Here is a 26,165-nt window from a genome sequence, read left to right on the forward strand (position 1 = left end):
CTCAGGAAGGTGGCGCGGTATTGCCCCACAAGACCGGGGCTTCGCATTTGCAAGGTTCCGAATAAGGTGCGGAGGTTTCGGGTCGGAGTGAAATCCATCAGCGATTCCTTCTCGACGGGAAGGGTAGAAGTCGCGGCGTTGCTGATCCGGCCAATTGACAGTGGCCCGTAGTTGTCGTGGTTTCGCCCTGACGAGACAAACGGTCACAAGGAACAACTAGAGGGCGGCACCCCAGGGAGTGCTGGGGCGCCGTTCACATGTGCTGCTCGGGTGAGTCCCGTTGGAGGAGAAGCACACGTATTGAGGGTCCACTAACTATCTGTCAGAAGCTTGTAGAGGTCGTCAGCACTGATATCCTCCTTCCGAACGTCTGCAATCTTCTGCCCCCTCGCCATCGCAACAATTCGATCAGCCATCTGGTGCACATGATGCATGTTGTGAGAGATGAATACGGCGGAGATGCCTTGATCCTTGAGGTGTAGCGTCTGATCCAAAACCTTGTTTGTTTCCTTGACGGACAGGTGGTTAGTTGGTTCGTCGAGTATCACGACCTTCGACTTGAAGTGCATCGCGCGCGCAATCACCACCGACTGCCGTTGACCTCCCGATAGATCAACGACCGGCGTTTCAGCTGATCTGAGATTGAGGTCGAGGCTTTCGACAGAGCGCATCGCTTCCCTGTTCATATGTTCCAGGTCCATGATGCGGAGCGGCCCGATACGGTACTTGATCGGCTCTCGGCCGATGAAGATATTTCGGGAGATGCTCATCTGCGGGATCATCGCATTGTACTGATAGATCGTCTCGATACCACGGCGCATGGCATCACGGGTCGACCTGAAGACAACGGGCTCGCCATCGACCTCAATCTCCCCCTCTGTCGGTGGATGTGCACCAGAAATTACCTTGATGAGCGTGCTCTTACCGGCCCCGTTATCGCCAATCAATCCGACGATCTCGTTTCGATTAACTTCGAAATCTGTCGGCTTGAGCGCATTCACTGCGCCGTACCATTTTGTCACTCCGCGCGCTCGGATGATGGGCAAGTCCATGGTGACCGAAGGTGATGCTATTGAGGCTCCGACGTTCATGAGCGACCTCCCTTGAACCAACCGGCGACACGAACATTCAAGACCACCGACACAACAATGAGCACTCCAAGTGCGGTCCGGAACCATTCAGCGTTAACGCGAGACATAACCAAGCCGTTGTCGATCGACCGGATCAATACGGCACCTATAATTGCGCCTAGAATTGAACCTGCTCCTCCTGTCAGCGCGGCGCCGCCGATCACAGCGCCTGCGATCACTTCAAGCTCAAGCCCAGTTCCCATTGAGGGCAAGGGAGCTTTGGTTCGCAACATCTGAATGATGCCGGCGAAACCAGCTAGTGTCGAACAAAGCATGAAGCAGGCAATTTTTACACGACGGGTGTCGATCCCGAGATCTTTCGCCGCCTGAGCCTGCCCGCCGGTTGCGAAGATCCAGTTTCCAAAGTCGCTTCGGTGAAGCCATACGGCAAGAATAGCGGCGATGCCGACGTACCAGATAAGCGACGCCCGGAAGAGGCCAAAATTGTGGGTAAGCAGTTCCGTTGCAGGAATTGGCAACAAAGCTCCAGGGAGGCCGCCAACGACAACGATCGACATCGATCTGACGACGAACAGCATACCCAAGGTGGTAATGAACGATGGGATTCCGAGGGAAATTGTTATCGCTCCGTTCGCATACCCGATAAATGCGCCGAGCGCCAACGCAAGCACCATCGCGGTCCATGGCTCGACACCGTAGTAGGATGTCATGATATGCAGGGACATCGGCACGAGAGCGAATACGGACCCAACCGAAAGATCGAATTCGCCGGCGATCATCAGAACGGTCACGCCAAGACAGACGATACCAAGCTCTGGAATGATCGTCAGAAGTAGCTTGCTGTTGTTGTAGGAAACGAAAAGGCCCGTGTAGAGCTGAAACGCAATGAAAATTGCTGCCAGCATAACGATCGCGCTAAACTCGGACTGTTGCGTTAACCGCGCCATTAATGCGCCGGTAGCGGGGCGCGGATCGCGCCCCTTGTTCAGCAATGCTTCGCCCCCAGGGTTCACTGGTACGTCGCCTCGCGCCTTCATCGAATGCCAGCCTTCGAGAGAGCTGCCACGGCGTCGACGTTCTCGCTCGTAATCATCGCCTTGCCTGTGTTGACGTCCCATGCACCAAGATTGAATTTCTTGATTTGATAGAGCTGAACGATCGGCAGATACCCTTGGAGGTAAGGCTGCTGATCGACGGCGACAGTCATGTACCCGGACTTGATGGCATCGATGACTGCAGGCATAACGTCGAAGCCAGCGACCTTGACCTTGCCCGCCTCGTATCCCAGTTCTTTCATCGCCAAGGCGCCGGGGAAACCGTTAGAGACATCGATGAACGCCGAAAGATTTGGATTGGTCTGGGCATAGGCCGAAACACGACTTTGTTCGGTCGGCGTGTCGTTCCCCGCTTCGATCACCTCCCAGGTCACCTTGCCAGAATGGCGACCCTGCCATTCCTTCAGGAAGCGCTCGATCCCGTGGGTTCGCTGTGCTGCCCAGGCTTGCGCGAGGTCGCAGCCGTTGACCAAGATGTGGACGTCGCCGTTTGGAAGCGATTGTGCCACCTCTGCGGCAAGATCATAGCCTGCCTGCTCAAGGTCCTGACCGATAAACGACAGGCGCTTGGACCCTTCGCCCTTTTTGCTATCGTCAACGTTGGAAGCAATCACGGGGATGCCGGCGTCAACGGCCTCAGCGATCGAGTCGTCCAGGATATCGTCGTTGATAATGGTCGTTACAATGCCATCGACCTGTTGTGCGACTGATGCGTCAAAGTTGCTCTTTTGCTGGGCGATGTCGCCGTCCTTGTCCAGAAAAAGCATCTGACAATCGAGATCTAGCTGCTTGCAGGCGTCCTGCATTCCTTTGTTTACTGCTCCCCAGAATGGCTGACCGGTGTTCGAGTGAATTACATAGTTGAATCGATATTCCGCTGCCTGGGCAGTCGTGACCGCTGCGAGAAAGCCGCTAACGCAAATCGTTGCCAGACTTGCCCTGAACCCGGCGGATGCGATCTTGTTCATGAAGTACTCTCCTCCCAAAGATGACCATTTTGAAGCTCCCGACAAGCGGCAGCTCTCCTCATCTTGAGGAGCAGACTAGGTCGTTTCAACAGCTACAGTGATGTGATCAAATCAGCCAAATCACGTCACGCTCTGTCAAAAAACATCAAGAAAAACAGTTGGTTGGATATCGCATCTTAACGCTCCCCTAGCTTGATCTGATTAAATCAGCACAGTCGGAGATTGCCTCCAACGTTTCTCGTATCATCACGCGTGAAGCTGAAAGCAGCAGCCGTGATGGAGGAAAACGTGAAAAGAGACTACAGCCTGACAGGTGAGAGTGCGAAGAGAGCCGTTGAGGTGGGTCTTGCATCGGCCGAGTGGTATCACACCGAAATTCCCCGTAAGACGATGAAGAGCCTTATGCAGAGGTCCGATGGACCGGCGCTTCGCGACACGGCGATCTGGCTAGGAGTTCTTGCCTTATCTGGGGCCGCCGGCGCGTTTTTCTGGGCCACCTGGTGGTGCTTGCCCTTCTTCTTCGCCTACGGCGTGCTTTACGGCTCGGCATGCGATTCTCGTTGGCACGAGTGCGGCCACGGCACGCCATTCAAAACGAGATGGATGAACGACGTCGTCTACCATATCGCCAGCTTCATGGTCATGCGCAACCCCGTAAGCTGGCGCTGGAGCCACGCGCGTCACCATACCGACACGATCATCGTCGGTCGCGATGCCGAGATAAGCGTCATGCGGCCCCCGGACCTGTACAAGCTTCTTTTGAACTTCATTGGCGTTCTCGACGTCTACGAGTCTTTCAAGACGCTGAGCAAGAACGCATTTGGCATCCTCACCACGGACGAAGTCGAATTCGTTCCGGAAATGGAGAAAACCAAAGCTGTCAGAGCGGCTCGCGTTCATTTGACGATCTACGGGTTTGTGATCGCGCTGGCGGTCTATTTTCAGACGTGGATCCCGTTGATGTTGGTTGGCTTGCCGCGCCTATACGGCTGCTGGCATATGAGTTTGACTGGCGTCTTGCAGCATGCCGGCCTCGCCGACAATGTCATCGACCACCGCTTGAATTCGCGGACGGTTTACATGAACCCGATCAGTCGGTTCATCTACTGGAACATGAACTATCACGTTGAGCACCACATGTTCCCTATGGTGCCTTACCATGCCCTGCCCGAGTTGCATAAGCTGATCAAGCATGACCTTCCAGCACCGAACCTCTCCATGTGGAGTGCATACAAGGAGGTACTACCGGTACTGGTGAAACAGCTTCGCTATGAAGATCACTACCTTAAGCGCGAGCTGCCGGAGACCGCGAAGCCATACCTGGACCATTTCCACAATCTCGATGTCGTGGCAGCCGAATAACAACATTATCGCCCCCGTGGTCGTCTGGAAGTCTTTGTAAGTCATGATCTTACGAAAGCTTCCAAATGGTAGGTTGAAACTGATATGCACGAGCGGGGCGACTGGATTGCCTGGCCGGCCGGCGATCTGGGTCAGCGGCTGAATCCTAGTGGGAAAACTGCAATGAAGCGTCCGACTTATCAACAGGTTGCGGATGAGGCGCGGGTCGGGACCGCCACGGTAGAAAGGGTGCTGAATGGCCGGGGTGGCGTAGCGGGAGAGACGGCACAGAAGGTTGTTGTTGCTGCCAAAAAACTCGGCTGGGGGCAGATGCCCGCCATGCACCGAGGAGTCATCAGAATTGAGGTGATCCTGGTCAGAGCTGATACACCGTTCTATGTTCGACTGAACAAGGCCTTCGAACGGATTTCGGCGTCGTTGGACTCAAACATCGTGATCCAGCGAACTTTTGTGGACGAAAACGATCCTGTCAGTGTGGCAAGACACATCGAGGAGCCAGGTTTTCGCCGTTCCGGACTGATCGTGGTCACGCAAGAGCATCCCGCCGTACGAAAAGCGCTTCTGAGGTTGAAACTTGAAGGCCACCCTGTCGTCCAGATCGTCAACGGGCTGCCGGGCATCGATCTTCCCTACGTTGGCGTGGATAACTACGCCGCTGGTCGAACTGCAGCGTACTTCATGTCAAAAATGCTCGCGCCCCTAAAAGGCACGTTTCTGGCCTTATGCCATAGCAGCGCCTACTACGGCCAGACGGCAAGAATGCTAGGATTTTCTGACTATTTGGCGGACAATCCTAACAAAGACCACGAATTTCCACGCATACTATTCGGCTTCGATTCCAGCATACATTGCGCCGAAATTCTCGAAGAGGCTCTGAACCAGAATCCGTACGTCATCGGTCTGTACAATGCTGGCGGAGGAGAAAGCGGCGTCGCGGCCCAACTGGAGAAACGTCGGGCGACGAACAAGATCTACTGGGTCAATCATGAGATAAACGACAAGCACAAGAAGTGGCTTAAGTCTGGCCTCATGTCTCTGACCTTCGATTCGGCACCTGATGTCCAAGCGCGGCGAGCGACGGACACTATGCTAAAAGCGCTTGGTATCATCGATGTCGAGGTCCCGAAGGGTCCGGTGCACTTCATCACCGCGGTTGGCGAAAGCTTTTGACGACCGTGTGGGGACCAAAGCTGCCTACCGTCACCGGCTCCTCAGCGATTACCGAAGACTACTGACGATGATCTGATCACATCATCGAAGCGACTGCTGCGGATCGAACTCCGGGCTAATGTTCTCCAAAGATTGCAAGGATCGGAGCCGTCGTATGGCTTCAATTCTCGATGTGGTCGCGATGGTATCAACGGAGCACGCTGTGGCTGATTGGATTAGAATTTGTTCTACGGATGAGATCGACGAAGAAGACGTCATCAGGTTCGATCACGGTGGCCGAACCTTTGCGGTTTACCGAAGTCCGGAGGACACTTTTCACGTGACCGACGGATTGTGCACGCATGAGAAGATCCATCTGGCCGACGGACTGGTCATGGACGACATCATCGAATGCCCTAAGCACAATGGCCGGTTCAATTACAAGACGGGAGAAGCAAAGGGCGCACCCGTCTGCGTTAATCTCAGCATCTACCGAACCAAGGTTGAGGGCGAGGACGTATTCATGGAGGTTACCTGACATGGCGGGAGAGAAGGCTTCCGAGATCTGTCGAGCTTCATGCCGTTGTTATTGACGCTAAAAACCTTTCGGAAAACCTATGTCGAACCCGCGGCTTGCGTCCTGCGGCCGTGACTTCGCATTCAAACACAGCGGACCTGCGGTTTTTTGCCCAAGGCCGATATCCTTGTCGCCGCAGTCTGTCACGCTGAAATCTCATGGCGAACCGGTGCTCAAAATCATTTAGAAGCCGATGAACGCATTTGATACACGCTGGTTTGATCAATCTTCCGATCAAGCGATTTCGCTATCAGGCTGCTTTACGCAAGCGGCGGAGCGATCGCTTAGACAATGCCATCAAGCGAAGAACGCGCGAACGCAGCGTTTGAATACAGTCGGCAACACGTACGGTGAAGATCGAGCCTCAATCGCTACCTCGTCAACGTCGTGGTTAGATCCTTGGAAGGACGCTTCTCGTTCAAGCCAAACAAAGCCAATGCCAAGTGATGTATCGGCGATCAGCCGACAGATGTCTTCCTTCGCGTGATCATCGCTCGCCAGCCCGTCCTGCGGTGATCGGCGGAACACGGATAGTGGCAAGCTCATTCCGCAGTCCACCCACCGTCCACTCGCATTGCAGTCCCTGTGACCATCGCCGAAGCATCAGACGCCAGATATATGACGGCCGCCATGATGTCTTCGACGTTGGCGATCCGCCCCAGTTTGATCTTTTCTGTAATCCACTTGACGCGCTCGGGGTTCGAAAACGTCTGGTCAGTGAGGGGCGTCCGGACGAACGTTGGGCATATCGTGTTTACCCGAATGCCGAGCCCACCCCATTCGATCGCCATGGATTTGATGAATCCTTCGATCGCATGCTTGGTGCCGCTGTAAACAGCTCGGTCTATGCCGCCAACGTGAGCCATCTGCGACGAGATCGTCACAAGCGAGCCCGTCCTGCCAACCTCGATCAGTCCTCTCGCGACTGCTTGAAGTAAAAAGTAGGCGCCGCGCACATTGATCGCAACGACTGCATCGAAGTCATCAACCTTCGTGTCGATAGCCGGGCCGTGGATTGCAAGGCCGGCACTGTTGACCAGAACATCGAACGGGCCACTGGAGGCTACTGTTTTCGAAATGCTATCGAGATCGGTGATGTCGAGAGCGAGTCCGTCAGCGATAAAACCGGCGCTACTGACTGCTTCGACAGCTTCCTCCAACTTCTTAGATGGACGTGCTGCCAAAGATACCGCAGCACCAGCCTCGGCGAGCGCAACGGCAGCCGCAAAGCCGATTCCTGAAGAGGCGCCAACTACCAGAGCCTTCTTGCCATCGAGACGAAACGACGGAGTGCGTGGAAGCGAAATGCTCATGAGTGACACCTCTTCTCAAATCAACAGGTTATTCTGCAGCCGCGCCGTATGGTACGTTCTGACCACCATAGCGGCGAACGCGCACATTCGCTTGCTCAGCATGACCTACGAAGCCCTCGAGCATGCACAGACGAGAGCAATAGGCTCCGATTTCCGCTGCAGCCTGGTCGGTGATCACCTTCTGGTACGAATGCGTCTTGAGGAACTTCCCTACCCAAAGGCCGCCTGTGTACCGCCCGGCCTTCTTCGTCGGCAAAGTATGGTTCGTGCCGATGACCTTGTCACCATTGGCGACGTTCGTCCGCGGGCCGAGGAACAACGCGCCGTAGGAGTGCATGTTTTCGAGGAACCAGTCGTCCCGATCGGTCATGACCTGAACGTGTTCAGAAGCGATGTCATTCGCAACATCCAGCATCTCTTCATATGTGTCGCAGACGATGATTTCACCGTAATCGCGCCAAGAGGCAGAAGCGGTCTCAGCCGTCGGAAGTATCGTCAAGATCCGATCAATCTCCGAGAGGGTGTCGCGTGCAAGCTTCTCTGAGTTTGTAACCAGAACCGAAGGCGAGTTATACCCGTGCTCCGCCTGTCCGAGCAGGTCTGTGGCGCAAATCTCGGCATCGACGGTTTCATCGGCTATAACCATGGTTTCGGTCGGCCCTGCGAAGAGGTCGATACCGACACGGCCATAGAGCTGTCGCTTTGCCTCCGCAACGAAAGCGTTGCCTGGACCGACGAGCATGTCGACGGGCTTGATTGTCTGCGTGCCGAGCGCCATCGCGCCAATCGCCTGCATGCCGCCTAGAACATAGATTTCGTGTGCGCCGCCCTTATGCATGGCTGCGATGATCGCTGGGTGGGGCTCGCCCTTTTGCGCTGGCGCGGCAGCGGCGATGCGCGGAACCCCTGCAACGGAGGCCGTCAGTACCGACATGTGCGCTGAGGCAACCATAGGAAACTTGCCGCCAGGAACATAGCAGCCGACGGACTGGACGGGAATGTTGCGATGGCCGAGGATGACGCCAGGGTAAGTCTCGACTTCCACGTCTTTCATGGAATCCCGTTGCACCTGCGCGAACTTGCGGATCTGAGCCTGAGCAAATTCGATGTCGGCCATGTCACGGGTGGACACCTTGTTGATGGCTGCCTCGATCTCGGATTTGGAAAGGAGGAAAGACGGTGGCGAGTACTTGTCGAACTTTTCGGAAAGTTCACGAACAGCAGCATCGCCCCTCGTTTCGATATCCTTCAGAGTGGCCTCGACAACTGCCCGTACCTTGGCATCGTCCTCGGCGCGGTCGGCAGCGGGCTTACCGGATTTCAAATGTCGTATGGTCATTTAGGTTCTCCTCTCGAATACCAAAGAGCGTTAACTCCGGTTGCAAAGCACTGCAAGTTTTCAGTATAATAGTGAAAAACTTTCAGGAGACTTGATGAAAGCCACTGCGAAACAGGTCGCCCATTCCGCCGGAGTGTCACTGTCTGCAGTGTCTCGGGCATTTCTGCCTGGCGCTCCGCTTGATCCGGAAAAGAGAAAGCGAGTTCTTGCGGCTGCAGCAGCGCTGGGATACAGCAGCCCGGCGAGACGAACGGCCGAGGCAATCGCCTCGGGTACAGTGAGCCTCGTCACGGGCGACCTATCAAATCCTTTCTACCCCACCTTGCTGGAGACACTAGCAAAGGGCCTGCAGGAGGCTGGACAACAGCTTCTCGTGTATACTCTTCCGGGCGACACAACGGTTGACACCGCAATCCCGCAAATACTTGCCGCGAGACCTAAGGCGGTCGTTGTAACCTCTGCTCACCTCACATCGAGCATGGCAGACGCCTGCCGTCAGCATGGAATACGGATCGTCCTACTCAATAGGATTCAGAACGATGTGCGAGTGGATGCAGTCGCGTGTAACAACTACGCCGGAGGTCGAGATGCGGCCGAGATTTTGATCGCTCGAGGGCGCCGCAAGATTTCATTTCTGGGAGGAATCGCCACCACTTCGACGCACGTCGAACGAGCTCGTGGATTTCGAGATCGTCTCAATGAACATGGTATCGCCGTGCATTCTGAGGCAAACGGCGCCTTCAACTACCAGATAGCTTTCTCAGCAGCCGCTTCGCTTTTATCAACTGCCCAACGGCCAGATGCGATATTCTGCTGTAACGACCTCATGGCTCTGGCAACAATAGATGCCGCCAGAGAGATGGGCTTTGCCTTACCGACAGATCTGGCAGTCGTTGGCTTCGACGATATCGCGATGGCGTCCTGGAATTCATACAAGCTGACTACGATCAGGCAACCGATCGAGAGAATGGTTCAGGAAACCATCAGGCTGATCAGCAACGCTGGCTCCGACTATGGCGACGGAACGTCGCGGATAATTCCAGGAAAAGTCGTTCTTCGGTCAAGCGCCTGACCAGGATGTGGGCGCATAAGCACCGGCCCACACTCTACTCGGCGTTCTGCGAGCTCACGGTAAAGAAACGAAGAGGATCGTTGGATACCTCGGCGTCAATGATGTGCAAGCGCGATAGAATTAAGTCCACCGATCGCTGAGCGTGTGCCTGCGGTGGAAGATCCAGACAGAGATCGAGTACTCCAGCCTTAAGATAACGGACCTTCTTGTCTGTGAGGTCTTGGCCAATCCAAATGGGCCGCCTCGGTCCTTGTCTTTTTTGGAGGAACATGCCGATACCTTCGTCGCCGCCACCAGCCGTGTAGATCCCAATGATGTTGCTGTCACGGGAGACAGCCTCTGCGAATAGTTCAGCGGACAAGAGGTCATCGTCTCGCCCGAGCATCACGTGTGAGAAGTTCAACGTTTCCGTCGAGTTTTCAGCTAGATAATCTGAAAATCCCTGGACCCGCTCACGTTGATTTCGGTAGCTGGTACTGTGACAGACGGAGACAACGGAGCCCTCACGACCTGTCAGCAATAGGGCAAGGTAATGACCAGCACTGCGCCCCATTGAGTAGTTGTCAACACCCACATAGGGTATCGTGCCGTCATCGCACTGTGTGACCACCTGAACGATCTCGACACCAAGTTCCTTTGCACTCGTCAAACTCTGAGTAATCCTGGGATCATCACGGGCGCAGATTATCAGTCCAGCGCGTCGAAACATTGGATTAGCAATGTGGTTTGCGATCATCACCGGATCGTTTTCGTTAACGAATGTCCGGTGAAGCGTGATGCTTCGGTCCAAGGTTTGCGCGATACGTTCATAAGATCGATTGAGGCGAGCGAAGAAGCTGTTATCGGGACGAGGCAAGATCACTTCAATGCGGACAGACCCGTGGTGTAACCTCAGGTTCCGGCTGCCATATCCTAGCCTAGCCGCAGCACCGACCACTTTCGCTGCAGTTTCGTCGCTCACTCCGCCCCGACCATTAATTACCCGTTCGACGGTAGCGGTTCCGACATTGGCTTCTTTCGCGATATCCCTGAAGGTCACCTTCGGCAAGTCTCATGCTCCCATATCCACCCGCAAACAGCGGTAGGCTCCAAGGCTCGGACGGCTACCGGATTGAAGCGATCCGATCCCATACTTCTTGCACTAGGCCGCGAAGCAGAAGCGACTCCTGCCATCTGTCTGTCGTGTCGATTCCATTGCGATCAGCAATTGCATAGGGCTTGGGGCCGAGCTCACAGGTGAATACCAAATCCGCATCTTCCGGAGCACGCGTGCGCCAACTCTGTATCCCGTATCCCCACCACTCGAGGAATAGATCCACCCATGGCCTGTTGTGCTCGAATGACATCTCGACTTGCACCTGCTCGCTCGAAGCGACCCGTCCGTGAAAGGCTTGGGCATTTTCGAGTATCCTACGAAGGCGCAGTTGGGTTTCCTCCCTTACCGGAATTGCAATCTCTCGGCCGACGACAAAATGCGAGAGATCGGCTAAGAGCGGAAGCTGTGGACGTGCCTCAAGAAGGTCGAGCGTAAAGAACAGGTCCGTCGTCATCCTGTCTCGATGCGTTTCTATGAAGAGTGGAACGTCAGACGATCGGGCGGCGTCGAGCCAACCGTCCACAATAGGCAAGCATTCTGCGACCGTGCGAGGCTGGACATCTGGCTGCACGTTTAGGTGTTTAACCGGAAACTCTTCAGCGAGTCTCAGCGACTCGTGGATGTCGCTGACAGTCGTCGGGAAGCACATGCCTTCGATCTGCAGTCCCGTACCCTTGATCACGTCGTTCAGCAGCGCAACGTCGTGTCGGTTAGTATAGTGAGCACTAACGCCATTGAAACTCGCATCGACGATCATTGCGACGTTCTGCTCAAGACTACGCTCGAACCCGTCGGGATCGCGGCGCTCCATTGCCCAAAGCGACTGAAAGAAAAGAATGTTCTGCATTAGGCGGCCTTTGGTCTTGAAAGCATAGACTTCAGTGACGTGCCGGGGTCGGAGAGCTTGCTGGGATCTATCTCTATGCCGTTTTTGATGAGCATTTCGGCCAGCCGGATGTCTTTGCCAACACTGTTCATAGGCCCAATTCCAGCAGCGGCAACGAGCTTTGCCTGGTTGAGATAGAACTCGATCAGAGTCTCTCCGAGGTGGCGATTGACTACCTCGTGATGGGGGAGAGGTGTCCCTACCACTTGCAGACCAAGATCGAATTGATCTGACCAGAACCAATGGAGTGCAGCGTACGCTTCTCGGGTACCAAGCATGTTGCGCACCGCGATCTCAGCCTGCTCCCGTGCATTGCGCCAAGTCTCGGAGCGTCGGTATTGACCGTCCGGTTGCCGCACGGACGCGCAGTCGCCAACGGCGAAAATGTAGGGGTCACTCGTCTGCAAGTATTCGTCCGTCTGCACGCCATTGTGAACCGACAAGCCCGCAGTTTCCGCCACCGCAGTGTTCGCGCTTACACCGATCGCAGCGACCACGAGATCTGATTCTATGCGGACTTGGTTATCTAGCCAAACTGCATCATCTGTGATCTCTGAAATTCCGCTGCCAAAGCGAAATTTGACGCCTTCGTCCTCATGCCTGCGATGGAGCAGGTCCGCAAACTTTGTAGGCACGGCACGCCCTAACGGTTTGGAAGCCATTTCAATCACTGTGACTTCGACATCTCTTTCCCGGAGAACTGCCGCAAGTTCCATGCCGATCAGGCCTGCGCCGACGATCGAGACTCGGGTCCCCTTTTTCGCGGCCCCGAACACGGCCTCAGAGTCCTCAACCGTCCGAAAGGTCAACGCCTTGTCCGCCCCGCTGCATGTTAGTGAACGGGGCACCGATCCGGTTGCCAATAGCAGACGGTCGTACCCCACCGTCGTTCCATCGCTCAGCCGCAATTCTCGCACCTCGGGGTCAAGATGCTGAGCCGCCACGCCTGCCATATAGGACACTCGCGAGACGTCCTGAAAATCAGGTGACGCAATCGCTTTCAACCGGACGCCCGTCGCAGAAGGTTTGGAGAGCGGCGGGCGCTCGTAAGGAACGTGACACTCGCTTCCGATCAGCGTGATCGAGCCGTCATAGCCGTTCTCGCGAAGTGCAAGTGCTGCTCTGGTGCCAGCTTCGCCAGCACCTACTATGGCTACTTTTTTCATTGGATCAGCCCTTTAAGGACAGCGTGCTACTTGATCGATATTTGAATCATGCCGTCGACGATCTGAACGGGATATGTCTGAAGATTCTCGCATGCCGGAAGCCGAAGAGCTTCTCCTGTTCGATAGTCGAACGCGCCTGAGTGCTTTGGACATTCTACTTCGAAGTCGATGACCAACCCGTCCGCAAGATGGATTGCCTCGTGGGTGCATAGTCCCGCGGTGCAATAGACGCTGTCATCGGGCCCACGATAGACCGCGTAGGTCCGATTCGAGTGGTCAAATCGAAAGGCGCCTTCCTGCTCGATTTTGTCGAGTTCACAAACATTCACCCAGTTCATTCTGCACCTCCCTTAACATGCGTCTCCTGCTGCTTGGCCTTCTTCAACTGCAGCTTTTCTTTTTGCTTGCGGTACCTGGCTTCCATAAGAGCCTGTCCCTCGGGAGAGCCGTCGTGCCAAGTGCCAAACCATTTATCGAGGGGGATCATCGCATCCCCGTAGTTCACCTCGAAGTACTTGTGATGCAGGTAGTGTGCATAAGCGTGGCTATCGACAGCGACGTCGTCGGTAACCTCCACTTTGTCGAAACCCACATGCCCCGGAATGGCGCCAAATCCTGAATAGTGGAGCTGGTAAAGCATCAGGATCGGATTTGACGGCAGAACCAGATGATACAATGCACTTCCAAAAAACAGGAGATGCTCGATGGGATGCATCGACAGAGACGACCACGGCGAAGGATTTACGGAGTTGTGGTGTACCGAGTGCACCCACTTGTAGAGGAACGGCGTGTGGATCAGACGATGGATCCAGAAGAAGTGAACTTCGTGGATAGCTGGCACGAGGAGCGCAACGATCGCGAGCGTCCATGGGTTCTCGGCGAAGCTGAGCCACGGGATGTAGCCATTGGCATAACCCCAAAGCATCCCGACTTCGATCGCTGTCCAGATCGTTACACCGGACAGGAAAGTCCGGAGCATGCTGTCGATAACCTGGCTTTCGAACCAGAAAGCCTTACTCTTGTGATCGGATGGGAATTTGGCGTTGTATTTGAACCTGTTCCCCTGCCGACGTAGAATGTAGAGCTGCAGCTCAAACGCGCCGTAGAACAGAAACACGCAGATTGAGTTTACAACAAAAAGCCAAAGCGCCCAGCCGAAACCAAGCGTCCGGAGTTCGTCGACTGGCGGGATCACCCAGGCCCAATAGGCAACGGCTGTCGCGGCAAAGATGATGTTCCACGGAAAGAAATAGTGAGGGATCCACTTGATAAATGCGATCAGTTTCGGAGGAAACACGAAGACCGGCGCGATTCCCAGCGGCTCATTTGGCGACCAGTCGCCTCGCTTGTTTCGTGTCCCAAATTTTGTGTCGTCCATCACTCTCTCCCATCGCGGTGCCAGACAATTGGCTCGCGTTTAATTGCAAGGCTTTCAAGGAGCTAGGCGTCATGTGCGCCCTCCCTTGTTTTGCAATCAACCTACCGGCTCTGGCGAATAATTATGAGGGGTTTCTTGATCATTTTAGATCAGCCGGAGCCTCCTGTAGCAATTCCACCGATGCGCGCACGTGGCTCAGATCGACGTGGAACAAATGCCTGCGCGGCATTCCCCCAAGCAAAGACGTTTTCGTTATGCCGCGCAGCCATGCAGTCTGCAGCGCGAGGTCATAGTGCTGTTAGGCGTTGAGGAACGCCAGGGACCGTGACTTGAACAGCAAACAGTCCACCGGCGAGAGGAGATGCCTCCAGCTCATCATCGGTGTGCGAAACTCGCAACGTTGTGGCGTAGAGAGTTCGACCATCCTTTCCGCCGAGCGTGACGCATGTCGGCCCTTTGGTCGGGAGCTTCACCGTCTCCTGGATCTTCCCGTCTTGGCTGATTTTCACGAGACAGCCACCCCATACGCGGGCATTCCAGTAGGAACCTTCCGAATCGACCACAGCACCATCAGGGCTTCCGGCGGCCACATCGGCACCCGCCAATGGACCAATTTCTTTCAGGCTCGACGAATTATTGCCACCGACTTCAAAGCGGCGGATCGTGCCCTCAGGGGTATCGGCAAAATACATGATTTCGCCCGAAGGAGAAAACGCGATACCGTTGCTGATCGTGATCCCTTCCAGCAGCTTCGTAATCTCGCCTGAGGGCGCGCAGCGGTAGAGAGCCGCGACGGGTTTGCGATCCCGCTCGTCGAACGTCCCGAATACGATGCCGCCGAAAGGATCGACGGCGGCATCGTTGACGCGGGTCTGAGGAAGGTGCCCCTCGATCACGGAGACCGTCAGGAAATTCTTGAAGCCTGCGTCGCAGATCACGATGCGGGTCGCTAGACCGAGCACGAAACCTGACGTTTTGCGCGGCAGGATAAATCCTGCACGCTCCGGCAGTGGGAAGACCGTCACTGCACCGTCGGCGCCGAGCCTGTAAATTCGGCTCTCGGCGATATCGGTCCAGTAGACGCTTGCGTCGCGAGGGTCCCAAACGCAACCCTCGCCAAGCGTGTTCTTGCAATCGACGATGCAGGACGCTTCCATTGTCAGCTCCTGATCGCAGTCGGCATGCCGATTGATGCCAGATAGTCGTGACTTTCCTTGGCATTGCTAAGCGGGGACGCATCACCTGTGGGGTCGACGTCCTGCTCAACAACTGCCATGCCGCGGTAACCGATTTCGTCGAGGGCATCTCGGACTTGGACGAAATCAACCACGCCCTTGCCGAGCGGGCAGAATATTCCGCGTGCAATCGCATCGAAAAAGCCAGTCTTGTCGGCGACGCAAGCCGCGTGCACTTCCTTGTCGATGTTCTTGAGGTGCATGTGGCCGATGCGGTTGCCATAGCGCCGGATCAGCGCGATCGGATCAATGCCCGCGTAGGCCGAATGCCCAGTATCGACGCACAAGCCAATCAAATCTTCTGGGAGGTCTGCCATGGCACGGTCGAGTTCATCTTCATACTCGATATAGCAGCCCGCGTGAGCGTGGAGATATGACTTCACGCCATAGTCGTTCTTCGCGATCTTTGCGAGTTCGACGATACGCCGGATCATCGCCTTCCAGTCGTCCGGAGCAAGGCGCGGCGCATCTGCCGGGCGGCCGGCATATCTGCCACGCTCGTCGGATACACAGTCAATAATAACGAGCCGCGGAGCCTGGAGGTCCTCGAGGATCGAGCACGTCCGCCTCGTCTTACTCACAACGGCATCGAACGAGCGCTCGTCGGTCAGCGGATCGAACAACCCGCCTGCGGAGAGGCGGAGGTTTCGCTTCGACAACTCGTCTTTAAGCCTGGCCGGATCCGTCGGGAAAAACCCAACTGGCCCGAGGTCAATAGCCGAGAAGCCTGCCGCAGCCGCTTCATCCAGAACCTTCGTCCAAGCCGGATTTTCGGGGCGGTCTGCAAAATCTACGCCCCAAGAGCACGGGGCATTTGCGAGCTGATACGCTGCAGCCATCAGGCAATCTCCTCAGTCTTTACCCATCGGCCTTCGTCGGCCGACACAAGAACCGCCTCGACCACGCGGTCGACTGTGTATCCGAATTCGAAATCGGCGACCCAGCTCTTTCCGGAAACGACGGACTCGATCAGGCGGCGGGCCTCGATGATCTTGAGATCATTGTAGCCCAGTGGATTCCCCTGAAGTCCGAAGAAGGCTGCATAGTCGGGATGCTGCGGGGCGACGAGGACGCGCTTGTAACCGCGCTCGGCCGGATCGTCGGTCTGGCGGTAGAGATTCAGTTCGTTCATGCGCTCCTGATCGAAGAACAGCGCGCCCTTGGTGCCCTGGATTTCGTAAGAGAGGTAAAGCTTGCGCCCGGTTCCGATACGGCTGGCTTCGAGATAGCCGGAAGCACCATTTTTGAAGCGGCAGATAAAGTGCGCGAGGTCATCGTTCTCAACGGTGCGCTCGGCGCCCTTCGCATCCTTGCGCTTGGCATGAAGGATCTGCCGCGCGCCACTGACCTCTGTGACTTCGCCGACAAGGTAGTGAGCCAGGCTCAGCACGTGGCTGGCCATGTCGCCGAGCGCGCCGGCTTTACCGGCTGCCGTCGCATCCGTGCGCCAGGTGAACGGGAACTTCTCATCCACCATGTAGTCGTTGTCGAACGTGCCACGGAAATGGAAGATCTCGCCGAGATCACCATTTTCGATAAGCTGCTTCGCGTAGGCTTGGATCGGGCTGCAGAGGTAGTTGAAGCCAACCAGCGTAACGACGCCCGCTTCCTTGGCGGCCTCGTGCATGGCGCGCGCTTCGGCCGCGGTGTTCGCCATCGGCTTTTCGCAATAGACATGCTTGCCGGCGGCAATGGCTGCCAATGCGATTTGCGGATGTACATCGTTTGGCGTCGTGATGTCGATGACATCAACGTTCGGATCGTTGACGATGCTCATCCAGTCGCTAGTGTATCGCTCGACGCCGAAGCGCTCGGCGAAACCCTTGGCCGCGTCTTCATTGACATCGGCGACGGCCACGATTTTCAACGTGGCAGGCTCTGTTCCGAAAATCCGGGTTGCATTCTCGAAGGCAGCCGCATGGGCTCGGCCCATCCAGCCTGCGCCGATAAGGCCAATTTTAATGACGGTCACTTTGATTCTCCGTAGGTTACTAAATCGTTCCGCCGAGCTCGTCTGAGAGACTCTGCAATTCCTTACCGCCCGCCATCAGGTTCTGGAGTTCGTCGATAGCGATCTCATCCTTCCTGAAGGCCCCGAGGGTCTTGCCCCGGTTGAGAACCGTGAAGCGGTTCCCGACAGCGTAGGCATGACGCACGTTGTGAGTAATGAAGATCACTCCGAGGCCTTTCGCGCGAACCGCGTCAATGTACTTCAAGACCATCGAAGTCTGGGCGACGCCGAGCGCGGAGGTCGGTTCGTCGAGAATGAGGACCTTCGCGCCGAAATACACTGCACGGGCAATAGCGACGCATTGGCGCTCGCCGCCCGACAGCGTTCCGACTGCCTGGTTCGGATCGCGCACGTCAATTCCGATCTTCTTCATCTCGTCGTGAGTGACGGTATCGGCAAACTTGCGATCAAACCATGTGAGGGGGCCAATCCGCTTGAGCGGCTCGCGGCCCATGAAAAAGTTCCGGCTCACGGACATGAGCGGGATCATTGCGAGATCCTGGTAGACGGTCGCGATCCCGGCATCCAGCGCATCGCGCGGGCTTGCAAATTCGACGGGCTTGCCGTCGACCAGGAACTCGCCTGAGGTCGGCTTATGGACACCGGACAGGGTCTTGATCAGGGTACTCTTCCCCGCGCCGTTGTCTCCGAGAAGGCAGAGCACCTCCCCCGGATTGACACTGAGCGAGACGCCATTGAGTGCGATGACGGGGCCAAAGTGCTTGACCACGTGCTTGATCTCGATGAAAGGCGTTGTAGTTTTCGTGTTTTGACGCTGTAGCATGTGATTTCTCCTCAACGCTCGCCCGTGACGCGCTTGCGAATGATGTTGTTGAAGAGGACAGCAAGCAGCAGCATGCCGCCGAGGAAGACTTGGTACCAGTCCTGGTCGATCTGGGTGTAGGTCAGGCCGATCAGCACCATCCCGAAGATGATGGAACCGAAGAACGCTCCGATGGCCGAACCATAGCCGCCCGTCAAAAGACACCCGCCAATAACCGCGGCAATGATCGCTTCAAATTCCTTCTGGAATCCGCGGCGGGCATCAGTCGAGCCTGCATCGAGGACAGTAAGAATGGCTACCAATGCAGCAGCGCAAGCGGTCAAAATGAAGAGAGTGGTCTTTACGCGAGCGACCGGAACGCCCGAGTTGCGCGCCGCATTTGCATCGCCGCCGGCGGCGAAGATCCAGTTGCCGAAACCCGTGCGAATAAGAAGATAGGTAGCAGCCAGCGCGATGACCAAGAACCAAAGAAGTTCCACCGGAACACCCGGCACCGCCGGGGCGCCGTTCGGGAATTTCGCGATGATGTCCTTGTCAGCTAGGAACTGGAAAAAGTCCTTGAATGCGTCTCCCGAGAACATCGGTGCCAGCGGGCTGTCTGCTACCGCATCCTTGATCCCGCGCATCTGAGTTGCACCACCCGTCGCCCACTTCAGGCCGACCAATGAAAGTCCACGCAAGACAAACAGGAAAGCAAGGGTGACAATGAATGACGGCAATCCAGTCCTCATAACGATCTGTGCATTGAAGATCCCGAGCAGGGCTGCCACAGCGAGCGTCAGAAGAATGGCTACACTCAACGGCATCCCCCAAACCACAACTGCCGTTCCAAAGATCATGCCGCTGAAAGCAATCATCGAGCCGATCGACAGATCGAACTCGCCGCCGATCATAAGAAGCGCAGCTGCGACAGCCAGGATCCCAAGCTGTGAGGCGGGGGCCATGATGTTCATGATGCCAGCCAGAGTGAACATCTGCGGGCTTGCCGTCGTGAGGAAAAATACGAATACGAGCACTAAGCCAGCGACCGCCCCAAGTTCAGGTCGTCTGATAAGCGACGCCAACAATGAAATGCGGATCAAACGTTCGTCTTTCGCGCCCTGAGGCGCCTTGGTTATGTCGACCATTTCTCGTCTCCCGAGGTGGCATGGGCGGCTCCAACTCCGCCCAGGCCCTCTCTTATTTTTATCGGATTGACTTCTTGGAGAGCTCCAGAACCTGCGGAGCCTCCTTTGCTGTGATAAAGCTTGGACCACTTTCGATCAGGTTATTGGCGGGCATAAGACCAGAGCGGATGTAGTTCGTAAGGAAGACGACGCCGAGATAGCTTTGAAGATATGGCTGTGCCTCGGCAGCGAATAGCGCCTTCCCGTCGATGATTGCCTTGACGAAGCCAGGCGACAGGTCGAACGAAACAACCTTCACTTTTGTATTGCCCGTCGACTGGACAGCGTCAACCGCCGGCTCGCCAGCAGCGCCAGCGCTGAGGGCGACGATCGTGTCAATTTCAGGATCGCTGGACAAAGCTGCCGTGACCTTGGACTTCACTTCCTGGAAGTCGTTTGTCGTCGGAAGCACGGTAACCGGTCCGCCAAAGCCGTCGGAAAGACCACGGCAACGGTCGTCGAGGGCCGTATTGCCGACTTCGTGGTTGATGCAGATGGCCTTCTTCTGCCCGAGTTCCTTGAGCTTTTCGCCAACGCGCTTGCCGGCAGGGTATTCGTCCTGGCCGATATGGATGAGCGTTCCCAATTCCTTGGCAACCGTCGTACCGGAGTTGACAGACACGACTGGAATACCTGACGAAACCGCGCTCTTGATGGCGTCTTTCAGGGCGTCGGCATCAGGGATCGTAACGATGATGCCATCCGGCTTCTGGTTGACCGCAGAGGTGATAAGTTCGGACATTCGAACCATATCGAAGGTTTCAGGAGCGACGTAGTCGAATTTGACACCCATCTGCTTGGCAGCTGTTTGCCCGCCATTCTTGACGATGTTCCAGTACGGGTCGTTCGCCAAACCATGCGAAATCATGATAATGCGCTCTTCAGCGAAACTGCTGGTCGCAGCGCCAATTAGCGCTGCCCCGGCAAGAACTGCCGCTTTAATGAAAGTCTTCATGCCATTCTCCTCCCACAATGGAGATGGTGCATCCCATGCACCATCAGTTACCCGCACCTATTTGCGGACATTCACACGTGCCCCGTTCGCTTCCGCGATGAGAGCCGATTTCAGAAGATTTACTTCGCTATTTGGAACGACGAAGTCGAAGCCTTCGCTGCTGCGACGCGCGGCTACCGAGCTGGAGGGGCAAAAGATGCCGGCATGCTTGCCGTGCTTCTTCGCCACTGAAAGGCAGCGCAGGATGGCTTCGCGTACGGTTTCATCCGTCGGGTCGCCGAGCGTGCCCTTGCCCAAAGCAAGGCCAAGATCGTTCGGGCCGACGAAAACCCCGTCAAGGCCATCCACCACGCAGATTTCGTCGAGCGCATTCAGCCCATCCAGCGTTTCGATCATTCCCAGACGGACAATCGACTTGTCGGCGTGCTGGAAATAGTCAGCGCCGCCGTAGAGCAATCCACGGGCGGGACCGAAACTGCGGTCGCCCAGTGGCGGATAACGCGTTGCTGCAACAAATGCCTCAGCCTCCGCTGCGCTATTGATCATCGGGCAAATGATCCCGAACGCTCCCGCGTCCAAGGCCTTCATGATGACAGGCGCATCGCATGACGGCACACGCACGATTGGCGTTGCCGGGGTGGCCGAAATGGCCTGCAGCATCGAAATCATCGTCTGCACATCGGTCATGCCGTGCTGCAGATCGACAAGAACGCAATCGTAGCCGGACCAGCCTGCGATCTCGGCTGTATAGGAGTTACCGATGGAGAGCCAGGCAGAGACAACGGCTTCGCCGCGTTCCCAGACATCACGGATATTGTTATTTCGCATCAGTAGAGACCTCCAGAACGGAACGATTGACGACCAGCGCCGGATTGAGGTTCCCATCGAGACCCGCCAGAGCATTGCGCGCCGTCATCACACCCATCGCGAGCAGGGACTCTTCGGTCAGAGCTGCGTTGTGAGGGCTAAGGACGACACGGTTTTCCGACACCAGGCGATCGGTAACGGGAAGCGGCTCCTTCGCGAAGGTGTCGAGACCGGCGGCCCGCACATGACCATCCGCCAACGCTTCAACCAATGCATCTTCATCGATGATGCCGCCGCGGGCGGTGTTGATGATGATGGCTCCGCGTTTTGTTTGGCTGAGCGTTGTGGCATTGATCAGATTGCGCGTCGTATCCGACAAAGGGATGTGCAGGGTGATGACATCAGCAATCTTCAGCCCGTCTTCAAGGCGTTCTACGAAGGTCGCCCCATCGGCTTCTGACGGCTTTGTATAGGGATCATAGACCACGATGTTCATGCCGAAGCTGGCAGAGCGCTTCGTAACCTCTCGACCGATGCGACCGAAACCGACCACCAAGAGCGTGCGTCCGCGCAGTTCAATGCCGATCAGTCTCGACCGCGCGGCGAAGTCTCCATTTCGAACCGCCGTGTCGAGCTGGACGCCGGATTTGGCAGCCGCCAGCATGAGGAACATCGTCTGCTCGGCGACAGAGATTGCGTTCACATCGCCGACGACGGTGACCGGAATACCGCGGGATGTGCAGTAGTCGATTGGAATATTGTCATATCCCACACCATGGCGGGACACGATCTTGAGATTTTTTGCCGCCTCAAGGACATCGACTGGAAGCGGCGCATCGCGAACGGTGATGGCGTCCGCATCGCCGACATGTTTGAGGAGGTTCTCGCGGGAAAAGTCGGTGACGACTTCATACGAGATGTCTGATCTTTGCTCGAACAAGTCGAGAGCTTCCGGCCGAAGCGGCTGCACAACAAGTATCTTCTTCAATGTCTGATCCTCCCTCACCAGCGCCTGCCCAAAGGCGGCGCCGAGGCCCCTGATGGTGCGACCTTCTCGCGAAGGTACGCACTTCGATCCTTAAGCCAGCCCGTAAAACTCAATCCCGGTCGATGACGCTCTATCGGCTGATATCCGATCGCGCGGTTAGCCTCTTCGAGGTCCCAACGCATGCCTTCGTTCCGCGACACGATGTTGATTGCGTGAAACCCGCCATATTGGGCGGTGGCCGACTTCACGACGGCCTGTGCCCAGTCCTGATTTCCCAGCCACATCTGCTGGCCCCATATGCCGAAAGCCATGTGCGACCCAGGCTTGTTCTCGCCCGGCTGGCAGTAGCCGATCCGCAGCGATACGAACGCCATACCCGTCTCGTCGCTGACCATCCGCCCGTAGCGCTCGATCAAGAGTTTCGACGCCCCGTATGGATTGATGGGCCTGGGCGACAGCGTCGAGTTCAGTCGCTCTTTTCGGAAGCGGTAGCCCCCGAGTACCCAGTTGGAACTGGCGAAGACGAAGCGCTTCACGCCCGCACGCCGTGCCGCACGCAGCACGTTGAGAGCGAGATCGACGTTAAGCGGCGAGACCGTGTCCCAGTCTCCCGCAGCGCGCGGATCGGCAGCCAAATGGAGGACCGTATCCACGCCGTTGAAATGCTCCACCCAACTCGCGTCGTACTCCTCGAGGTTGGCAGTGATCACCTCGGGATCCCCGCCGCCATTGCGGCCAATCCGCGTCAAGGAGAGGCCGTCAACCGCTTGGAGCGCCACGGTCGCCTTGTGCCCAAGGTTTCCCGTCGAGCCCGTCATCAGGACACGGGTCGTGGCCGAAACCGACATCCGTCAAACTCCCTTGCGCTGATGCTTGCGCTGGCTTTCCTGTGTCTCACGGGCGGTCGCGATCGAAGCACGGTTTGTCACCTCGGGCATGCCGACGTCCCACCAGGATCCACCATCCATCCATTCGTAAGGATGCGTGCGGAGCGCGATCACGTAGGTTCGCTCACTTTGGCGCGCGCGGCCGATGGCGGCTTCCAGCTCGTCGATCGTCGTGACGTTCTCGGATTCAGCGCCCATCGAGCGGGCGTGCATCGCAAAGTCGATGCGAGGCACCTCGCCGACATGCTTCGATGAAGCGAGCAAGTTGTTGAATTCCGCGCCGCCCTTTCCTGTCTGCAGACGGTTGATGACCGCGAACCCGCCGTTATCGCAAACGATGCAGATAATCTTGTTGCCCGTCAGAACAGACGAGTAGATGTCGGAATTGAGCATCATGTAAGAGCCATCGCCAAGCATCGCGATGATCTCGCGCTGCGGGTCGGCGATCTTCTGCCCATAGGCGCCGGCGATCTCGTAGCCCATGCACGAGAAACCGTATTCGGATTCGAAAGTCCCGACGCCAATGGACTTCCAGGTGCAGTAAAGCTCCCCAGGAAGACCGCCCGCAGCGGAGACGATTACATCATCAGTCTTCGCACTTCTCTGGACGGCGCCAATAACCTGCGGATAATTCGGCAGATCCTGGTTCGTCCGGCCCGTTCGCTGCTCGACGATCGCATCCCACGCGGCCTTTTCGCGAATGGCTTCATCGGACCAGACCGAGGGAGCAGACCAGTCCCCAAGCTTCGCGGCGATTGCCTCCAGCGACAGTTTCGCATCACCGACGACGGGCTGGGCCAAATGCTTGTTCGCATCGAAGCGGTTCGCATTAAGGGACAGGAACTTCACGTCTGGGTCGCGGAAAACGCTCCAGGATCCGGTGATCATGTCGGCCATCCTCGTTCCGATGGCGATTACCAAGTCCGCCTTCTGGCCGATGTTGTTTCCAGCATTGCCGCCCATCACGCCGATCGATGCGATGTTCAGTCGATGATCGTGCAACAGCGCCGATCTGCCCATAATTGTTTCTGCGACCGGGATCCCGAAGCGATCACTGAAGGCCGCCAGCTCGTCTGTGGCGCCCGAATAGTGAACGCCACCGCCGGCGATGATGAGGGGACGCTTGGCCTCCTTGATCAGACGGACTGCTTCCTCAATCTGATAGTCGGCAGCCGGGTAACGAGGGGTCCGGTGAATGCGCTCGGCGAAAAACGCTTCGGGGTAATCGAAAGCCTCGCCCTGAACGTCCTGAGCAAGAGAGATTGTCGCCGGGCCGCAGGCGGCGGGATCAAGCATCAGCGCAACAGCCTGAGGCAGGGACGTCAGGATCTGCTCGGGACGTGTGATGCGATCGAAGTAGGAGGATACGGCCTTAAAGGAGTCGTTGGTGGTCAACGACATGTCATGGAAGTGCTCGACCTGCTGGAGGACCGGGTCCGGGAGGCGCGACGCGAAGTTGTCTCCGCACAGGAAGAGAACTGGAAGCCGGTCAGAAAGAGCAACACCAGCTGCCGTAACCATGTTCGAGGAACCAGGACCTACCGAAGCCGAGCAAACATGGATCTGCTTGCGACGCCGAGCACGGGCGTAGGCAACCGCTGCAAGCGCCATGGACTGTTCGTTTTGACCGCGATAGGTCGGGAGTTCCTCTTGAACCTCTTCCAGAGCGGATCCGAGACACGTGACATTTCCGTGACCGAAGATCGCATGAACGCCCGTGAAAAGCGGCAGAACGTCACCTTCGTCATCGATCTTCTGCGCTGTTAAAAAACGAACAATCGCCTGCGCGAGCGTCAACCGAACCGTACCCATGTTTCCTCCTTCGGGCAGTCAGTCATCAAGTCGGTGCACAGCGGCGACCGATAGGCCACCCTTCTCCTCACACGACAGATGACCTCCTCATTTGTTTTGCTTCAATCGGCACATGCGTCCTTGGAAGCGATGACGACAGATATTTCACATCCAAATGCCAATGTCAACATATCGCGCAACTGTGCGATTAACGCACATTGACAGGATTTACCGGACGTGAGATTAAATGTTCATGGACAACGATATTCAGAAACGTGACTTCGCCCAGACCTTGGCTAGAGGCCTCAATTGCCTTGAAAAACTGGCTGAAACCGACGCACCCGCGACCTGCACAGAAGTTGCGAAAGCAATGGATGTAAGCAGGGCCGCAGCTCGGAGAATTCTTTTGACGCTCGAGAGCCTCGGCTACGTCAAGGAGGAACGCGGCCTTTTTGCATCGACTCCCAAGGTCCTTTCCCTGGGCCGAGGCGTTCTGCGACGGACGAATGTTTGGTCGGCGGCCTCTACCATAGTGATGGCTCTTGCCGACGAGCTTAATGAGCCGTGCTCGATCTCTGTTCTTGAAGGCCTCGACATACTGTTTGTCAGCCGCGACGCCACACGACGAATTTATACCTCGCGACTAGGCGTAGGCGATCGGCTACCAGCGCATTGTTCTGCAAGTGGTAAGATGCTGCTAGCGTCGCTGCCGGTGAGCGAACTTGACCGTCGATTGAGTGGTGTTGCCCTCCGCAAACAGGGACCCGCCTCTGTTACTGAAATCGATGTCCTAAAGTCGAGGCTGGCAGAAGCAAGGCAGCTCGACTATGCAGTCGCAATCGACGAGATGGAGAACGGCACACTCTCGGTTGCAGTCCCCCTCAGGGAAAAAGGTGGCCGCGTCGTTGCCGCCATGAGCGTTGCATCTCACAAGGATCGCATGGCTCCGTCGCAGCTCAAGGAAACAATCTTGGCGCCACTCCGTCGATCAGCGCAGGATGTCCAAGGCATCCTGCGAGACTTTCAAGACAGGAATTGGGCGGTGCTATAACTTTCGCAAACGGAGTTGCATTCGCAAAGTCGTTGATA

The 26,165-nt window shown here is 56.4% G+C and carries 26 protein-coding genes; 5 read left to right on the forward strand and 21 right to left on the reverse strand.

Annotated elements, in window-relative coordinates; translation table 11 throughout:
• Window positions 1-311: 311 nt before the first annotated feature.
• The 3 genes from ACIQUB_RS21770 to ACIQUB_RS21780 form a co-directional block, all read right to left on the reverse strand.
• A complete protein-coding gene (locus ACIQUB_RS21770; RefSeq protein WP_402932055.1) occupies window positions 312-1,091 on the reverse strand; it encodes an ATP-binding cassette domain-containing protein in 780 nt (259 codons plus the stop codon).
• Window positions 1,088-2,038 carry an ABC transporter permease gene (locus ACIQUB_RS21775; protein ID WP_402932675.1) on the reverse strand — a complete coding sequence of 317 codons (951 nt, stop codon included), beginning with the start codon at window positions 2,036-2,038 and terminating at the stop codon, window positions 1,088-1,090. The genes ACIQUB_RS21770 and ACIQUB_RS21775 overlap by 4 nt, the downstream gene beginning before the upstream one ends.
• Before the next feature lie 86 nt (window positions 2,039-2,124).
• On the reverse strand, window positions 2,125-3,114 hold the full coding sequence (locus ACIQUB_RS21780; RefSeq protein ID WP_402932057.1) for a substrate-binding domain-containing protein: 990 nt from the start codon (window positions 3,112-3,114) through the stop codon (window positions 2,125-2,127).
• Window positions 3,115-3,390: 276 nt separating this feature from the next.
• Between ACIQUB_RS21780 and ACIQUB_RS21785 the strand changes: the two genes are divergently transcribed.
• From ACIQUB_RS21785 to ACIQUB_RS21795, 3 genes are all read left to right on the forward strand, one after another.
• Entirely contained in the window at window positions 3,391-4,476 is a 1,086-nt protein-coding gene (locus ACIQUB_RS21785) for a fatty acid desaturase family protein (RefSeq protein WP_402932678.1), read from the forward strand.
• Between the two features lie 162 nt (window positions 4,477-4,638).
• The gene (locus ACIQUB_RS21790) at window positions 4,639-5,646 is read left to right on the forward strand and encodes a LacI family DNA-binding transcriptional regulator (protein WP_402932059.1); all 1,008 of its coding nucleotides are present in this window, start codon (window positions 4,639-4,641) and stop codon (window positions 5,644-5,646) included.
• Between the two features lie 181 nt (window positions 5,647-5,827).
• Window positions 5,828-6,163 (forward strand): MocE family 2Fe-2S type ferredoxin, encoded by a 336-nt coding sequence (locus ACIQUB_RS21795; protein ID WP_402932680.1) that lies wholly within the window; start codon window positions 5,828-5,830, stop codon window positions 6,161-6,163.
• Between the two features lie 336 nt (window positions 6,164-6,499).
• On the opposite strand, the gene ACIQUB_RS21800 is transcribed toward ACIQUB_RS21795, so the two are convergent.
• Genes ACIQUB_RS21800 through hisD form a run of 3 tightly spaced genes read right to left on the reverse strand, consistent with a single transcriptional unit; the run spans window position 6,500 to window position 8,854 of the window.
• A complete protein-coding gene (locus ACIQUB_RS21800) occupies window positions 6,500-6,748 on the reverse strand; it encodes a hypothetical protein (RefSeq protein ID WP_402932061.1) in 249 nt (82 codons plus the stop codon).
• Window positions 6,745-7,509 (reverse strand): SDR family NAD(P)-dependent oxidoreductase, encoded by a 765-nt coding sequence (locus ACIQUB_RS21805; RefSeq protein ID WP_402932683.1) that lies wholly within the window; start codon window positions 7,507-7,509, stop codon window positions 6,745-6,747. The genes ACIQUB_RS21800 and ACIQUB_RS21805 overlap by 4 nt, the downstream gene beginning before the upstream one ends.
• Window positions 7,510-7,543: 34 nt before the next feature.
• Window positions 7,544-8,854, reverse strand: a complete 1,311-nt coding sequence (gene hisD, locus ACIQUB_RS21810) for a histidinol dehydrogenase (RefSeq protein ID WP_402932063.1) — start codon at window positions 8,852-8,854, stop codon at window positions 7,544-7,546.
• A gap of 94 nt (window positions 8,855-8,948) precedes the next feature.
• Between hisD and ACIQUB_RS21815 the strand changes: the two genes are divergently transcribed.
• Window positions 8,949-9,926: a substrate-binding domain-containing protein gene (locus ACIQUB_RS21815; protein ID WP_402932065.1), complete on the forward strand. Its 978-nt coding sequence runs from the start codon at window positions 8,949-8,951 to the stop codon at window positions 9,924-9,926.
• A 34-nt stretch (window positions 9,927-9,960) separates the two neighbouring features.
• On the opposite strand, the gene ACIQUB_RS21820 is transcribed toward ACIQUB_RS21815, so the two are convergent.
• The 15 genes from ACIQUB_RS21820 to iolD all read right to left on the reverse strand — a co-directional run bounded on the left by ACIQUB_RS21820 (window position 9,961) and on the right by iolD (window position 25,082).
• Window positions 9,961-10,965: a LacI family DNA-binding transcriptional regulator gene (locus tag ACIQUB_RS21820; RefSeq protein WP_402932686.1), complete on the reverse strand. Its 1,005-nt coding sequence runs from the start codon at window positions 10,963-10,965 to the stop codon at window positions 9,961-9,963.
• Between the two features lie 64 nt (window positions 10,966-11,029).
• Entirely contained in the window at window positions 11,030-11,869 is an 840-nt protein-coding gene (locus ACIQUB_RS21825; RefSeq protein ID WP_402932067.1) for a sugar phosphate isomerase/epimerase family protein, read from the reverse strand.
• Window positions 11,869-13,074, reverse strand: a complete 1,206-nt coding sequence (locus tag ACIQUB_RS21830; RefSeq protein ID WP_402932069.1) for an NAD(P)/FAD-dependent oxidoreductase — start codon at window positions 13,072-13,074, stop codon at window positions 11,869-11,871. The genes ACIQUB_RS21825 and ACIQUB_RS21830 overlap by 1 nt, the downstream gene beginning before the upstream one ends.
• 26 nt (window positions 13,075-13,100) lie before the next feature.
• Window positions 13,101-13,412 carry a MocE family 2Fe-2S type ferredoxin gene (locus ACIQUB_RS21835; protein ID WP_402932071.1) on the reverse strand — a complete coding sequence of 104 codons (312 nt, stop codon included), beginning with the start codon at window positions 13,410-13,412 and terminating at the stop codon, window positions 13,101-13,103.
• Window positions 13,409-14,452, reverse strand: a complete 1,044-nt coding sequence (locus ACIQUB_RS21840; RefSeq protein WP_402932073.1) for a sterol desaturase family protein — start codon at window positions 14,450-14,452, stop codon at window positions 13,409-13,411. The genes ACIQUB_RS21835 and ACIQUB_RS21840 overlap by 4 nt, the downstream gene beginning before the upstream one ends.
• A 287-nt stretch (window positions 14,453-14,739) precedes the next feature.
• Window positions 14,740-15,609 carry an SMP-30/gluconolactonase/LRE family protein gene (locus ACIQUB_RS21845; RefSeq protein ID WP_402932075.1) on the reverse strand — a complete coding sequence of 290 codons (870 nt, stop codon included), beginning with the start codon at window positions 15,607-15,609 and terminating at the stop codon, window positions 14,740-14,742.
• Window positions 15,610-15,611: 2 nt separating this feature from the next.
• Complete coding sequence (locus ACIQUB_RS21850; protein WP_402932077.1) at window positions 15,612-16,526, reverse strand: TIM barrel protein; 915 nt, start codon at window positions 16,524-16,526, stop codon at window positions 15,612-15,614.
• Window positions 16,526-17,659, reverse strand: a complete 1,134-nt coding sequence (locus ACIQUB_RS21855) for a Gfo/Idh/MocA family protein (protein WP_402932079.1) — start codon at window positions 17,657-17,659, stop codon at window positions 16,526-16,528. The genes ACIQUB_RS21850 and ACIQUB_RS21855 overlap by 1 nt, the downstream gene beginning before the upstream one ends.
• Window positions 17,660-17,678: 19 nt before the next feature.
• Window positions 17,679-18,482: an ATP-binding cassette domain-containing protein gene (locus tag ACIQUB_RS21860; protein WP_402932081.1), complete on the reverse strand. Its 804-nt coding sequence runs from the start codon at window positions 18,480-18,482 to the stop codon at window positions 17,679-17,681.
• An 11-nt stretch (window positions 18,483-18,493) separates the two neighbouring features.
• Entirely contained in the window at window positions 18,494-19,609 is a 1,116-nt protein-coding gene (locus ACIQUB_RS21865) for an ABC transporter permease (protein ID WP_402932083.1), read from the reverse strand.
• A gap of 58 nt (window positions 19,610-19,667) precedes the next feature.
• A complete protein-coding gene (locus ACIQUB_RS21870; RefSeq protein ID WP_402932689.1) occupies window positions 19,668-20,603 on the reverse strand; it encodes a sugar ABC transporter substrate-binding protein in 936 nt (311 codons plus the stop codon).
• Window positions 20,604-20,660: 57 nt separating this feature from the next.
• Complete coding sequence (locus ACIQUB_RS21875) at window positions 20,661-21,506, reverse strand: HpcH/HpaI aldolase/citrate lyase family protein (RefSeq protein WP_402932085.1); 846 nt, start codon at window positions 21,504-21,506, stop codon at window positions 20,661-20,663.
• A complete protein-coding gene (locus tag ACIQUB_RS21880) occupies window positions 21,421-22,398 on the reverse strand; it encodes a hydroxyacid dehydrogenase (protein ID WP_402932087.1) in 978 nt (325 codons plus the stop codon). The genes ACIQUB_RS21875 and ACIQUB_RS21880 overlap by 86 nt, the downstream gene beginning before the upstream one ends.
• Before the next feature lie 14 nt (window positions 22,399-22,412).
• Entirely contained in the window at window positions 22,413-23,246 is an 834-nt protein-coding gene (locus ACIQUB_RS21885; RefSeq protein WP_402932089.1) for an NAD-dependent epimerase/dehydratase family protein, read from the reverse strand.
• A 3-nt stretch (window positions 23,247-23,249) separates the two neighbouring features.
• Window positions 23,250-25,082 (reverse strand): 3D-(3,5/4)-trihydroxycyclohexane-1,2-dione acylhydrolase (decyclizing), encoded by a 1,833-nt coding sequence (iolD, locus tag ACIQUB_RS21890; RefSeq protein WP_402932091.1) that lies wholly within the window; start codon window positions 25,080-25,082, stop codon window positions 23,250-23,252.
• Window positions 25,083-25,329: 247 nt separating this feature from the next.
• Between iolD and ACIQUB_RS21895 the strand changes: the two genes are divergently transcribed.
• Window positions 25,330-26,127, forward strand: coding sequence for an IclR family transcriptional regulator C-terminal domain-containing protein (locus ACIQUB_RS21895; RefSeq protein WP_402932093.1), 798 nt, complete (start codon window positions 25,330-25,332; stop codon window positions 26,125-26,127).
• Window positions 26,128-26,165 lie beyond the last annotated feature (38 nt).

It is taken from the genome of Rhizobium sp. NPDC090275, assembly GCF_044772225.1.
Classification (GTDB): Bacteria; Pseudomonadota; Alphaproteobacteria; order Rhizobiales; family Rhizobiaceae; genus Rhizobium.